This window comes from Mycolicibacterium grossiae (assembly GCF_008329645.1).
Classification (GTDB): domain Bacteria; phylum Actinomycetota; class Actinomycetes; order Mycobacteriales; family Mycobacteriaceae; genus Mycobacterium; species Mycobacterium grossiae.
The window spans coordinates 3,483,865-3,496,478 of record NZ_CP043474.1 but is presented as its reverse complement, the minus strand read 5'-3'; the positions used below and the strand labels follow the sequence as shown (position 1 = coordinate 3,496,478).

The window sequence follows — 12,614 nt, the reverse complement described above, 5'->3', positions numbered from 1 at the left end:
CTAGCGAGTCCACTGGCCGTTCCTCTCCGATCGGTGGTGGGTCAGAAGGACGCTCGGGCATCCTCGGGCAGGTACTGCTGATCGAGCACCGTGGCCCAGTCGACGGGAGCGTCGATCTGACCGGCACCCACCATGAGTTCCGAGAGGTTCTTCAGGCCGTCGGCGTCCACCTTCAGCGAGTATCCCTTGGCCAGGTCGGGGCTGCTGCGGAACGCCGCCTTCATCACTTCCGGCGAGACCTTCACCAAGGGCGCGATGGTGGTCGCGGCCTCGTCGGGGTTCTCGACCACCCACGCATTGAGGCGGTCGGCCACCTTGAAGAACTTGGTCAGGTTCTCGGGGTTGGCCTGGGCGTACTCGGTGTTCACCGCGACCAGGTCGGCGGGCAGGTCGCCGAGCACCTCGCGGGAGTTCACCAACACCTGGGCGTTCTCACTGGCCTGCTTGTCGGCGATGAACGGCTGCATGGCCCAGCCCGCGGTGATCTGATTGGCCTTGGCCGCCGTCCAGTTGTCGCCCATCTGCCCGACGGCCTGCGACTTGATGCCGTCGCCGAGTTCGCGTTCCAGACCCTTCACCAGCAGTTCGGTCGACGAGCCCGCGGAACTGAAGCCGAGAGTGGCTCCGGAGATGGCGCGCCCGGGCGGGCTGATCCAGGAGAAGTCGTTCATCTGAAACCAGGGTGCGATTACCGTGAGGTTCGAATTCGGTTGCTGCGCAGCGAGGAGCACGGAGCTGTTACCGGCGATGGCCATGTCGGCGTCGCCGCTGGTGACGACCCGCAGCGTGTTGCCGCCGCCACCGCCGGAGAACAGGTCGACCTTCAACCCCTCCTCCTCGAACCACTTCTTGTCGATGCCGGCCTGCAGGATGGCCATGAACGGGAGGCTGTCGACGCCGGTGGCCGAAATGCTCAACGTGTCGGTGCCCGAACCGTTTTCGCCTCCCGGTGCGGAGGATTCGTCGGCGCATGCGGTGGCACCGACGAGGAGGGCGGATACGGCGGCGAGAGCGCCGAGGACCTTGGGGAATCGAGACATCAGAACGGACCTCCGAGGGTCGTTGAATATTGGATACACTATACGAACGGTCATGAGCAGCGTCAACAGTTAGCGACGTCGTCGTCGCGCCAGGACGGCGGCCAATTCGAGCCCGATCGCCGTCCCACCGAGCGCGGCCGCCACGAGATACGCGACGCCCGCCGAGTGCGTCGCGACCGGCGAAACACCTTGTGTTGCAGATTTTTCGACGGGCGGCGCCGGATCGGCCGACACCAGCACCCCGTCCGCGGGCGTCAGTGCCCGTCGCAGCGGCGGCGGCGCGCCCGGTACCGCGCTACCCGGTGCGGGATGCACGCGCGAGCCGGGAACCGCCGCCGACGTCACGCCGGCTGCCCCACGGTCGCGGGCGTCATTCCGGCGACGATGTCGGCGAAGGTGCGGATGGTGGCCTCACGGCTCTGCCCGGGACGGACGAAGGGAACGATCGACACCTGGTCGACGCCCAGGGATTCGATGTCCTTCAACCGTGCCGCGCACTCGTCGGGCGTGCCCGCCAGGGCGAACAGATCGACGAGTTCGTCGGGCACCAGGTCGGCGTGCGCTGCCTCGGTGTTCATGTGCTCGTAGTAGTCGTAGGTCTCGCGGATGCGGTCGATCGCCTTCTCGAGCGCCGGGTCCACCTTGGCGGGCAGCGGTCGGATCGCCACGCGAGACACGTGCGCGCGCACCAGGTCTCGCGCCTCGGTGCTGTCGTCACCGATCGCCGTGGGCGTCCAGAGCACGATGTGCAGGTCGTCGAGCGTCCGGCCACTCTGGGCCGCTCCGCGTTCGATCGTCTCCAGGGCTGCGGAGATGAAGTGCGGAGCGGTGCCGACGAGGACGATGACGCCGTCGGCGATGCGCCCGGACATCTCGAGGATCCTCGGCGCCGAGGCCGCGATGTAGATCGGGATGTCCACCGGGCCGGTCAGGTAGTTCAGGTGGTATTCGGCACCGCTGGTCGGCTCGGCGACCTTCTCGCCGCGAAACAGTGCGCGCAGATCGGCGATCGACCGCTCGAGTTCGGCCAGCTTCAGCGGTGTCAGGCCCATCGTCCGCAGTGACGAATCGCCCGTGCCGATGCCCAGTGCGACACGGCCATTGGTGAACTCGGCGAGCGTCGCCCACGTGGAAGCCAGTAGCGACGGGTGCCGGGTCACGGCGTTGGTCACTCCGGTGCCGAACACGATCCGCTCGGTACCGACCGCGGCCGCGCCCATCACGGTCGAGGACTCCCGCCAGATGTTCTGCGAATCGCCGAACCACACGTTGTCGTAGCCCAGGTCTTCGCACAACCGGACGTAGGAACACATCGCCCCCGTCGGTTCGGTGGGAAACAGCCCGACGCCCTTGCTCAGCATTCCCGCATTCCTCCTGGGACTCATCCGTGCGGTGTGTATATCGTATCCAATCGTAAGTCGGGGTCTCCGGGTCGACAACCGGAACGGGCGAAATGGAAGACATCGGATGCGTCTGGTCAACGAATTCTCCGTCGCGGCGCCGCTCGACGCGGTGTGGTCGGTGCTCACCGACATCCCCACCGTCGTCGGCTGCGTGCCGGGCGCCGGCCTGGACCGCCAGGAGGGCGCCGACGTGCACGCCCACGTGGCAGTGAAGGTAGGCCCGGTGGGCATGACGCTGGCCGGCGTGGCGACCGTGGTGGAGCAGGACGACGACGCCCATCGAATGCTGGTGCGCGGCACGGCCCGTGACCGTAGAGGCAACGGTGCCACGGAGGCGAGCGTTCAGCTGACGGCACGCGAGGAGACCGGCCGCTCGGTGGTCACCGTGACCACCGACCTCGAACTGAGCGGCCGGATGGCGCAGTTCGGCACCGGCGTCGTCACCCAGGTCGGCAACCGGATCATCGGTCAGTTCGTCAGACGGCTCGACGCCGTCATCGGCGGCGACGGTCCCACCGCGGCGGACCCGGATGCACCCGGCACGGCGGTCGGCCACCGCGGCGACGGACGCACCGACGTACGGGCCATCGCGCTGGTCGGCCTCGCCGGAGTGGCACTGGGCCTCGCGCTCGGGCGGTGGGCGGACCGGCTCAGTCCGTCGCCCCACCGACGCTGAGGACCAGCTCCAGCTCCACGCACGCGCCGCCGGGCAGCGACGCGACGCCGATCGCGGTGCGGGCATGCGCGCCCACGCGGTCGCCGAACGCGTCGAGTAGCAGGCGGGACGCACCGTCCAGGACCGCCGGATGCGCATCGAAATCCGTTGTCGCACGTACGTAACCGCGCAGGTGCAGCAGAGCGGTCACGGCGTCCAGGCCGACCGCGGCGTCGACCACGCCGAGCAGGTTGAGCGCAGCACGCGCGGCCTGGTCGCGGGCCACCTCGGGCGCCACGTCGGCGCCGACGACGCCGCGCAGCGCCGGTGCATCCGGTGTGCGCGCGGTGGCCCCGGACACCCAGAGCTGATCACCGCAGCGACGAGACGGGAAGTAGGCGCCCTTCGGAGCCGGTGGCACCGGGACCGCGAGGCCCATGGAGGTCAGCCGGTTGGCAACCGTCACCGGCCGGATTCCGGCTCGAAGATCCGGTGGATGGGGTCGATGGCGTGCGCACGGTGCTCGTGGTTCAGCGTGACCATTCTCTCGACGTCGCGCTCGGCCATCGCCTCGATCATGAGTTCGTGCTCGTCGCACACCCGCGGCATGTCGAGCAGCGGCGAGTAGAGCGGCCGGTAGGCGTCGGCGGTGTTCCACAACTGGGTCACGATGCGCTTGGTGCGGGCCATCCGGCTCTGCTGAAAGGTCAGGAAGTGGAACTGCCGGTTGTGCACGCCCACGGCGATGGTGTCCCCCGCCGTCAGTGCCGCGTCCATCTCGGCGTTGACGCTGCGCATCTCGTCGACGATCTCGTCGGTGACACCCGGCATCGCATCGCGGATCAGCGCCTCCTCGAGGATGGCCCGCAGGGTGAAGACCTCTACCAAGTCGTCGAGGCTCAGCTTCGCCACGCGGTAACCGCTGTGCGGCACGTAGGTGATGTACTCCTCAGCCTCGAGGGTCTTGAGCGCCTCGCGCACGGGGATGCGCGACATGCCGAACCGTTCGGCGAGCGTTTCCTGCACGATCCAGCTGCCCGGCGCGAGCTTGCCCGTGGTGATCTCCTGTCGGAGCGCTTCGGCGACGGCCTGCTGAGCGGTCTTGGGCCGGACGAAGTCGGGTCGCGCGGCGGCCGTGCCGTCGGCGCGCGCGGCGCCGCCACGCGTGGGGGCGGTGCGCTTGGCGGCAGTGCGCGGTGGCATGGGCTCTCGCTTTCAGCAGATATTGGATACTCTATTCGATCACCGCCCGTGCGGGGCAACCCCCGGCGCAGGTGATTCGCGCGACCCGGCACGAAAGACGCTCCTAGGGTTTCCCCCGATTCCCTTGCGCGGGTCACGTCGTAGTGTCCGTCGTCGGGGGGAACATGCGTCGACGGGGGAAGACGGTCTCGGCACCGACGTGGGCGGTCGTCGCGGTCCGGCGAGATTCACGGGTGGCGCGCGCCACCGACCGTACGAGGGTTGGGAGTCTCTGGCTGCTCGCCCTCGCCGTTGGCATCGGTCTGGCTGCCGCCGAGTCCACCGGAGTGGCTCGCGCGCAACCGGATTCGGACGCGTCGCACCAGGTCGACGCTGCGAGCGACGCACCGCCCCCGGATTCCGGGGACGGCGCATCGTCGGATCCGCCGTCGACGACCTCGCCCGACGACACGTCCTCGGTCACCGGCGGCGCCTCGACGTCCTCGCAGGCGAGCACGCAGGTGGGCGCTCGGGACGCGCCGCCGGTCACCGTCAGTAGCACCGGTGGCGCGAACACGTCCATCAACGGTGATCCGGGGCCGACCGCGTCGGAGGACGGGCCCACTGCCGGTCCCGCCGCCGACGAGCCGACCGCACCCCTCGACGATCCCTCCGACGCGCCGTCGACGCCCGCACCGCCACCTCCGTCGAGCCCGGCGAGCACCGATCGCCAGGCGCCGCGCACCGGCGGCGGCCCGCGCCCAGCACCGGCGGACAGCGTCGGACGCGCCTTGCCACCGCCGAGTGTTCGCCCGCTGCGGCTCGAACCGATTCCGCCGCACGACGCCCGCACGGCCGCTGCCGCACCGCTGGCCACCGGCACCCAGGTCGCCAACGGTCCGGTCCGGACGCCGCGCGTCGTCCCGCCGTCACCTCCCGCGCAGGCGCCCTCCGTGGTGGAGGTCGTCGCCACGGCCGGGGCCGCACTGCTCGCGCCGTTCCTCGTCCCGGGCGGCGACGGCACACCGACCGCGCCGCCCGTCGTGTGGACCGTACTGGCGTGGACGCGACGTGAATTCGACGAGGCGATCGCGACGGTGTTCGGCCCACGGCGAGCCGCCGGCACCGTCGGGACGACGCCGACCGGCACCGACGAGGGAGTCCTCGCCGGGGCCCACGGCGGAGACGGTGCCGACGTGCGCGTCGAGACGCTGATCGGAACGCCCGTGCACCTGACGCGGCTGTCGGTCGGGTCCGCTGCCGTCGTCACGTCGCTCGCCGGACACCGCCCGGCGGAGGTCACGGTCGCGGCGGGCGGCCGCCGCGCCACCGTGGTCACCGAGTCCTTCGACCCGGGCACCGGCCTGCTCACCACGCACGTCCGGGTCCTCGATGCCGGTACCGGCGACGCCGTCGGCACGCCGGTCGCCGTCGCCGGCGCGGTCGCGTCAGCGCTGCTGCGCTCGCGTGACGAACGCGTCGGCGCGATCGACACGCACACGCCTGACGGCACCACCCTGGCCGTGGTCGACTTGATCGAGGGCCGGCGGCTCGCCGAGGTGACCCTGCCCGGCGAGCCGGGCGCGATGGCGCTGAACGCCGACGGATCGCTGGCCGTGCAGGCGACGACGGTGCGCGACGCCGACGCGGTCGACGGGCGGATCGCGGTGGTGGACGTGTCCGACGGCACCGTGCTCGGCACACCGTTGATCCTGGTGGGCCAGCGGGTCGATGCCATCCACTTCCCCGTGGGCGCAGCCCAATTCGTCGTGCAGACGCATTCGCCGGCGACCGGCGCCGTCCGCCGCACGGTCGTCGACACCGTCACCGGCGACCCCGTCGGCGAGCCGATCGAGGTCGACGGTGCGGACCCGCCGGATCGTCAGTCGACCTCGAGCACCGTCGGGACGATCATCGGCTGACGCCGGTAGGTCTCGCCGACCCACTTGCCGACCACGCGGCGCACGGCCTGCGCGATGCGCGCCGGATCGGTGACCTGATCGGCGACGAGCATCTCGAGCGCCTCGGTGACCTTCGGCAGCACTGGGTCGAGCGCCTTCGGGTCCTCGGAGAAGCCCCTCGAGTGCAGGTGCGGCGGGCCCGCGGGCCGGCCGGTGCCACGCCGTACGGCGACGGTCACGGCGACGAAACCCGAAGAGAGCGTGAGCCTCTCACCGAGCGTGGCCTCGCCGACGTCGCCGGTGATGAGGCCGTCGACGAACATCTTGCCTGCTGGGACGGCGCCCGCGATCGACGCGACGCCGTTGACGAGGTCGACGCTGACGCCGTTCTCGGCGAGCAGCACGTTCTCTTCCGGCACTCCCGTGCGGACCGCCAGCTTCGCGTTGGCCCGCAGGTGCCGCCACGTGCCATGCACCGGCATGACGTTGCGCGGCCGTACGCCGTTGTAGAGGAAGAGCAGCTCCCCGGCGTAGGCGTGACCCGAGACGTGGACGCGCACCTGGTTGTTGGTGACCACGCGGGCGCCGATCTTGGCGAGCGCGTCGATGACGCCGAACACGGCTTCCTCGTTGCCCGGGATCAGCGACGAGGACAGGATGACGAGGTCACCCGCCGTGAGTGTGATGCTGCGGTGCTCGCCGCGCGACATCCGCGACAGCGCGGCCATCGGCTCGCCCTGGGTGCCCGTGGTCACCAGGACGACGCGCTCGGGCGGCAGCATCTCGGCGGCCGCGATGTCGACGACGTCGGAATCCGCGACCCGCAGGAAGCCGAGTTCCCGGGCGATGCCCATGTTGCGCACCATCGACCGGCCGACGAAGGACACCTGCCGGCCGAGCGCGACGGCGGCGTCGATGATCTGCTGCACGCGGTCGATGTTGGAGGCGAAACAGGCCACGATGACCCGGCCCTCGGCGCTACGGATCAACCGGTGCAGGTTGGGGCCGACCTCGCTCTCCGACGGCCCGACGCCGGGCACCTCGGAATTGGTCGAGTCGCACAGGAAGAGGTCGACGCCGGCATCGCCGAGGCGCGACATGCCGGGCAGGTCGGTGGGCCTGCCGTCCAGCGGCAGCTGGTCGAGCTTGATGTCGCCGGTGTGCAGCACCGTGCCCGCGCCGGTGTGCACGGCGATGGCGAGGGCGTCGGGGATCGAGTGGTTGACGGCGAAGTACTGGCACTCGAAGACGCCGTGGGTGCTGCGCTGGCCTTCCGCGACGGTCACGAACTTGGGCTTGATCCGGTGCTCGCGGCACTTCTCCGCCACCAGGGCGAGGGTGAAGCGCGAGCCGACCACCGGGATGTCGGGTCGCAGCTTGAGCAGGAACGGGATGGCGCCGATGTGGTCTTCGTGCGCGTGGGTCAGCACCAGCGCCTCGACGTCGTCGAGGCGCTGCTCGACGAGGCGCAGGTCGGGCAGGATGAGGTCGACGCCGGGTTCGTCGTGGTTCGGGAAGAGCACGCCACAGTCGATGACGAGCAGCCGGCCCAGGTGCTCGAACACCGTCATGTTGCGGCCGATCTCACCGATGCCCCCCAGCGCCGTGACGCGGAGCCCGCCGGGGGCGAGCGGCCGGGGCGGGGTGGTCGGGGCGGCGGGGACGGTCACCGCAGCACCGCGGCCGCGCGCAGGTCGGCGGCCAGGTCCTCGATCTGCCCGGCGGTCGCCGGCACCTGCGGCAGTCGCGGCTCGCCGGCGTCGATGCCGAGCAGCCGCAGACCGGCCTTGGCCATCGTGACCCCGCCGAGCCGGGTCTGCGCGTCGTTGAGTGGTGCCAGGCCGATCGCGTACTTGCGCGCGGTGGCCAGGTCACCGGAGGTGAACGCCGACAGCAGGCCGCGCAGCTGACCGGCGGCCACGTGGCCCCAGACGCTGATGAAGCCGGTGGCTCCCACCGCGAGCCACGGCAGGTTGAGCGCATCGTCGCCGGAGTAGTAGGCCAGGCCCGTCTCGGCCATGGCGACCGCCGCCCCGTGCAGATCGCCCTTGGCGTCCTTGATGGCGACGATGTTGGGGTGCTCGGCCAGCGCGTAAATGGTCTCCCACGCGATCGGCACGACCGACCGCGGCGGAATGTCGTAGAGGACGTTGGGCAGCGCCGTCGCATCGGCGACCGCACGGAAGTGCGCGAGGATCCCGGCCTGCGGCGGACGCGAGTAGTAGGGCGTCACCACCAGCAGACCGTGCGCGCCGGCCTGCTCGCAGGCCGTGGCCAGTCGCACGCTGTGGGCGGTGTCGTAGCTACCGGCGCCGGCGATGATGCATGCACGGTCGCCGACGGCGTCGAGGACGGCCTCGAGCAGGGCGATCTTCTCGTCGTCGGTCGTAGTGGGCGACTCACCGGTGGTGCCGGACACCACCAGGCCGTCGCAGCCGGAATCGACCAGGTGCGCAGCGACCTTCTTGGCAGCGGCCAGATCGAGCGAGCCGTCCGGGCCGAACGGCGTCACCATGGCAGTCAGCACGGTGCCCAGGCGTGCGCTGACGTCGATTCCGCTGGTGGTCACCGGGCCAAGATTACCCGGCCGTCGCCACGGTTTCGCCGTCCCTGTCACCTGCGGGCTCAGTCGGCGAGCACCCCGGCCCGGCGCATGGCCGTGGAGATGTTCTCGAAGTCGATCGCGACGTGCGCCCGGGCCAGCCCGTCGGCGTCGTCGCCGCGGCCGGCGGCGATCGCGGCCACCAGGTCGACGTGCTCGTGCAGCGAGCGCAGCTCCATCTGGCGCATCGTGGACGGCTCGCCCCAGACGTGAGCCGGAGCGCCGATGCTCACCGATGCCTCCAGGTCGAGCAGTACCTGGGTCAGCACCGCGTTGTGCGCGGCGTCCATGATCGCCAGGTGCAGCCGGCTGTCCGCCTGTTGCGAGGCCAGCCCGGTCGGTGCACCGCGATACGCCTCGAGCAGGTCGTGCAGGCGTGCGACGTCCGCATCGGTGCGTGACTCCGCGGCTGCCCGGCACACCGCGCCGTGCAATCGGCAGATGGCGTCGCAGCGGTCGCGCAGTTCGGCCAGCCGCATGGTCAGGGTGCGACCCACGGCGGCAGTCGACGAATCCGGCCACTGGTCGACCACGTAGGAGCCGCCCCCACGGCCGCGGCGGGTCTCCAGCAGGCCGCGGTCGACGAGCCGGGCCAGCGCGGCGCGCACCGTCATCCGGCCGACCCCGAGCGCCGCGGCCAGTTCGCGCTCGACGGGCAGCCGCACGCCGGGCAGGTACTCGCCGATCGCGATGGCGGTGATGAGGCGGTCGGTGATCTCGTCGACCCGTGACGGCATGGCGAGCTGGCGGCTGAGCAGCCCGGACTTCGGCACGGGGTAGGCCGCGGCGGCGCCGTCGGCAGCGGCGTCCGTGTTGGTCACGCGCGTCACCCCCCTTCTCGCCCCCGAATGTTAAATCGTCGTTTTTGGTCTTGCAGGGAGACCTTTGCCGGTCCATGCTGTTCGCCATGCTCGTCACGACCCGCGAGGTCCCGTTCGGAGACCTCGCCACCTGGGTCCAGATCACCACCCCCGCCACCGCGGTCGACGGCGCGCTGCCGCTGATCGTCCTGCACGGCGGTCCCGGCATGGCGCATGACTACGTGCGCAACCTGGCCGCGCTCGCCGACGAGACCGGCCGCACCGTCGTCCACTACGACCAGGTGGGCTGCGGTCGCAGCACGCACCGGTCCGACGCACCCGCCGACTTCTGGACGCCGCAGCTGTTCGTCGACGAGTTCCACAACCTGCGCGCGCAGCTCGGCATCACCGACTACCACGTGCTCGGCCAGTCGTGGGGCGGCATGCTCGGCGCGGAGATCGCCGTGCGCCGACCGCCGGGGCTCGCGTCGCTGGCGATCTGCAACTCACCGGCCTCGATGGCGCTGTGGATGGCCGCAGCCGCCGAGCTGCGGGCCCAGCTTCCGGCCGAGACGCAGCGGACACTCGCCGAGCACGAGGCGGCGGGCACCGTCACCGATCCCGCCTACCTCGCCGCCACGGGCGAGTTCTACGCGCGGCACGTCTGCCGGGTGACGCCCGTGCCCCAGGACTTCGCCGACAGCGAGGCGCAGATGGAGGCCGAACCGACGGTGTACCACACGATGAACGGCCCCAACGAGTTCCACGTCCTCGGCACCCTGCGGTCGTGGTCGATCATCGACCGCCTCGGCGAGGTGACCGCCCCCACCCTCGTGGTCGCCGGTGAGCACGACGAGGCCACGCCCGCCACCTGGGCGCCCTACGTCGAGCGCATCCCCGACGCCCGCAGCCACGTCTTCCCCGGCGCCAGCCACTGCACCCACCTCGAACAGCCCGAGGCCTTCCGCGCGGTCATCGCCGACTTCCTCGCCGCCCACGACCACTCCCCCACCCAGCCCTAGCCACGACGGGACCGTCATGAGTGAAACCGACATCGCAGCCAAGGAACGCGAACTCGCGTCGTTCGGCTATCAACAGGAGCTGAAGCGGTCGGTCTCGACCTTCGACCTCCTGGTCTACGGCCTCGTCTTCATGGTGCCGATCGCGCCGTGGGCCATCTTCGGCACCGTCTACGACAGTGCCTCGGGCATGGTGCCGCTGGTCTACCTCATCGGCTTGATCGCCATGGTCTTCACCGCACTCGCCTACGCGCAGATGGCGAAGTCGTTCCCGCTCGCCGGCTCGGTGTTCTCCTACGTGGGACGCGGCATCCACCCGGCCGCGGGCTTCTTCGCCGGCTGGGCGATCCTGCTGGACTACCTGCTGGTGCCGACGCTGCTGTACGTCTTCGCGGCCGAGTCCATGATCGGCCTGTTTCCGGACACCCCGCGGTGGCTGTGGGCGATCGTGTTCGTCCTGGTGAACACCGTCATCAACCTCGCGGGCGTCGGCTCGCTCAAGGTGGCCAACCGGGTGTTCCTCGCCATCGAGCTGGTGTTCGTGGCGATCTTCGTCGTCATCGCCGTGCGGGCGATCAACGGTCAGTCGCTGCCCGACGTGGGCTGGAGCACCACCCCGATCTGGAACCCCGACACCGTCAGCGCCCCACTGCTCGCCGCCGCGCTGTCCATCGCGGTGCTCAGCTTCCTCGGCTTCGACGGCATCTCCACGCTGGCCGAGGAGTCCACGGGCCGCAAGAACCCCGCGGGACGCGCGATGCTCATCGCCCTGTTCGTGGTGGCCGCGCTCTTCATCACCCAGACCTGGCTGGCCAGCCTGCTCGCCGGCGGCCGCGAGTCCTTCGGCGACGACGCGGCCGGCAACGCCTTCTTCACCCTGGTGCAGGCCGCGTCCAGCACCGGCTGGATGAACGCGTTCTTCGTCGTCAACGTGCTCGCCGTCGGTTTCGCCAACGCGATGGCGGCCCAGGCCGCCACCAGCCGCCTGCTGTTCTCGATGAGTCGCGACGGGCAGTTGCCGGCCTTCCTGTCGCGGATCAGCAAGCGCCAGGTGCCGATCGCCGCGCTGCTGTTCGTCAGCGCCATCAGCCTGGTGCTCGTGCTGTTCTTCGTCGGCCAGATCGGACTGATCTCGTCGCTGGTCAACTTCGGCGCACTGTTCGGCTTCTGCCTGCTGCACGTCTCGGTGATCTGGTACTACGTCGTCAAGCGCAAGTCCCGCAACTACCTCCTGCACCTGGTGGCTCCGGCACTCGGCTTCGTCATCGTCGCCTACGTGCTGATCAACGCCGACGCGCTCGCCAAGATCGGCGGACTCGTCTGGCTGGTCATCGGTGCGGTCGCGTTCGGCATCAACGTCGCGCGCGGAAGGGGCGTCCCGCAGGTGTCGCAGGAGCACGCGGCGCCGTCGGACGCCCGGTGACGTCGCCCGTCGCCCCGGCGCACCGTCTCCTCGAGGTCATCGACGACGACGTCCTTCCGCTCACCGAACGCGGGGTGGCGCACGGCAACAAGGTCTTCGGTGCAGCGCTCCTGCGGAAGGCCGATCTGTTGCTCGTCACCGTCGGCACCAACGACGAGACCGACAATCCGCTCTGGCACGGCGAGATCGCCACGCTGAACCGGTTCTACGCGCTCCCCGATCGCCCGCCGACCACCGAGCTGATCTTCCTCTCCACCCACGAGCCCTGCACGCTGTGCATGTCGGCGATCACGTGGGCCGGATTCGACAACTACTACTACCTGTTCAGCCACGAAGACTCGCGCGACGCGTTCGCGATCCCGCACGACCTGAGGATCCTCAAGGAGCTGTTCGGCCTCGAGCCCGGCGGTTACCGGCGCACCAACGCGTTCTGGACCGCGTACGCGATCCGCGACCTGATCGACGTCGAGGACGAGCCGCTACGGTCGGAGCTGCGAGCTCGGACCGAGCGCATCGCGGCACGGTATGCGGCGCTGTCCCAGCAGTATCAAAACACGAAGGGCGGCAACGACATTCCGCTGTCGTAATC

At 70.3% G+C, this 12,614-nt stretch carries 12 protein-coding genes; 5 read left to right on the top strand and 7 right to left on the bottom strand.

All coding sequences use genetic code 11. From position 1 onward, the window contains the following. Positions 1 to 41: 41 nt before the first annotated feature. Positions 42 to 1,040: an ABC transporter substrate-binding protein gene (locus FZ046_RS16845; RefSeq protein ID WP_070353262.1), complete on the bottom strand. Its 999-nt coding sequence runs from the start codon at positions 1,038 to 1,040 to the stop codon at positions 42 to 44. A gap of 341 nt (positions 1,041 to 1,381) precedes the next feature. Next, positions 1,382 to 2,401, bottom strand: coding sequence for an LLM class flavin-dependent oxidoreductase (locus tag FZ046_RS16835; protein WP_070353263.1), 1,020 nt, complete (start codon positions 2,399 to 2,401; stop codon positions 1,382 to 1,384). Between the two features lie 106 nt (positions 2,402 to 2,507). On the opposite strand from FZ046_RS16835, the gene FZ046_RS16830 reads away from it, so the two are divergent. Beyond that, on the top strand, positions 2,508 to 3,119 hold the full coding sequence (locus FZ046_RS16830) for an SRPBCC family protein (protein ID WP_070353264.1): 612 nt from the start codon (positions 2,508 to 2,510) through the stop codon (positions 3,117 to 3,119). Here FZ046_RS16830 and FZ046_RS16825 read toward each other — a convergent pair. Together FZ046_RS16825 and FZ046_RS16820 are read right to left on the bottom strand one after the other, a co-directional pair. Continuing rightward, positions 3,094 to 3,564 (bottom strand): RidA family protein, encoded by a 471-nt coding sequence (locus FZ046_RS16825; protein ID WP_070353265.1) that lies wholly within the window; start codon positions 3,562 to 3,564, stop codon positions 3,094 to 3,096. The two genes, FZ046_RS16830 and FZ046_RS16825, sit on opposite strands and share 26 nt — an antisense overlap. After that, positions 3,561 to 4,301 carry a GntR family transcriptional regulator gene (locus FZ046_RS16820; protein WP_070353266.1) on the bottom strand — a complete coding sequence of 247 codons (741 nt, stop codon included), beginning with the start codon at positions 4,299 to 4,301 and terminating at the stop codon, positions 3,561 to 3,563. The genes FZ046_RS16825 and FZ046_RS16820 overlap by 4 nt, the downstream gene beginning before the upstream one ends. A gap of 233 nt (positions 4,302 to 4,534) precedes the next feature. On the opposite strand from FZ046_RS16820, the gene FZ046_RS16815 reads away from it, so the two are divergent. Further along, positions 4,535 to 6,202 (top strand): hypothetical protein, encoded by a 1,668-nt coding sequence (locus FZ046_RS16815; protein WP_070353267.1) that lies wholly within the window; start codon positions 4,535 to 4,537, stop codon positions 6,200 to 6,202. Here FZ046_RS16815 and FZ046_RS16810 read toward each other — a convergent pair. Genes FZ046_RS16810 through FZ046_RS16800 form a run of 3 tightly spaced genes read right to left on the bottom strand, consistent with a single transcriptional unit; the run spans position 6,163 to position 9,604 of the window. Then, on the bottom strand, positions 6,163 to 7,851 hold the full coding sequence (locus FZ046_RS16810) for a ribonuclease J (RefSeq protein WP_070353268.1): 1,689 nt from the start codon (positions 7,849 to 7,851) through the stop codon (positions 6,163 to 6,165). The two genes, FZ046_RS16815 and FZ046_RS16810, sit on opposite strands and share 40 nt — an antisense overlap. Beyond that, a complete protein-coding gene (gene dapA, locus FZ046_RS16805) occupies positions 7,848 to 8,750 on the bottom strand; it encodes a 4-hydroxy-tetrahydrodipicolinate synthase (RefSeq protein ID WP_070353269.1) in 903 nt (300 codons plus the stop codon). The genes FZ046_RS16810 and dapA overlap by 4 nt, the downstream gene beginning before the upstream one ends. Before the next feature lie 56 nt (positions 8,751 to 8,806). Further along, on the bottom strand, positions 8,807 to 9,604 hold the full coding sequence (locus FZ046_RS16800; RefSeq protein ID WP_281288473.1) for a FadR/GntR family transcriptional regulator: 798 nt from the start codon (positions 9,602 to 9,604) through the stop codon (positions 8,807 to 8,809). 86 nt (positions 9,605 to 9,690) lie between these two features. Between FZ046_RS16800 and FZ046_RS16795 the strand changes: the two genes are divergently transcribed. From FZ046_RS16795 to FZ046_RS16785, 3 genes are read left to right on the top strand one after another with little or no spacing between them, the layout of a single operon-like run. Continuing rightward, positions 9,691 to 10,605: a proline iminopeptidase-family hydrolase gene (locus FZ046_RS16795; RefSeq protein WP_246182803.1), complete on the top strand. Its 915-nt coding sequence runs from the start codon at positions 9,691 to 9,693 to the stop codon at positions 10,603 to 10,605. 16 nt (positions 10,606 to 10,621) lie between these two features. Beyond that, complete coding sequence (locus FZ046_RS16790) at positions 10,622 to 12,025, top strand: APC family permease (RefSeq protein WP_070353271.1); 1,404 nt, start codon at positions 10,622 to 10,624, stop codon at positions 12,023 to 12,025. Then, a complete protein-coding gene (locus tag FZ046_RS16785; RefSeq protein WP_070353272.1) occupies positions 12,022 to 12,612 on the top strand; it encodes a nucleoside deaminase in 591 nt (196 codons plus the stop codon). The genes FZ046_RS16790 and FZ046_RS16785 overlap by 4 nt, the downstream gene beginning before the upstream one ends. Positions 12,613 to 12,614: the final 2 nt, after the last annotated feature.

Excerpts from the sequence above, each read along its gene's own strand:
- FZ046_RS16820 (WP_070353266.1), bottom strand. The coding sequence starts at position 4,301 with ATGCCACCGCGCACTGCCGCCAAGCGCACCGCCCCCACGCGTGGCGGC.
- FZ046_RS16845 (WP_070353262.1), bottom strand. The coding sequence starts at position 1,040 with ATGTCTCGATTCCCCAAGGTCCTCGGCGCTCTCGCCGCCGTATCCGCC.
- FZ046_RS16795 (WP_246182803.1), top strand. The coding sequence starts at position 9,691 with ATGCTCGTCACGACCCGCGAGGTCCCGTTCGGAGACCTCGCCACCTGG.
- FZ046_RS16790 (WP_070353271.1), top strand. The coding sequence starts at position 10,622 with ATGAGTGAAACCGACATCGCAGCCAAGGAACGCGAACTCGCGTCGTTC.
- FZ046_RS16830 (WP_070353264.1), top strand. The coding sequence starts at position 2,508 with ATGCGTCTGGTCAACGAATTCTCCGTCGCGGCGCCGCTCGACGCGGTG.
- FZ046_RS16835 (WP_070353263.1), bottom strand. The coding sequence starts at position 2,401 with ATGCTGAGCAAGGGCGTCGGGCTGTTTCCCACCGAACCGACGGGGGCG.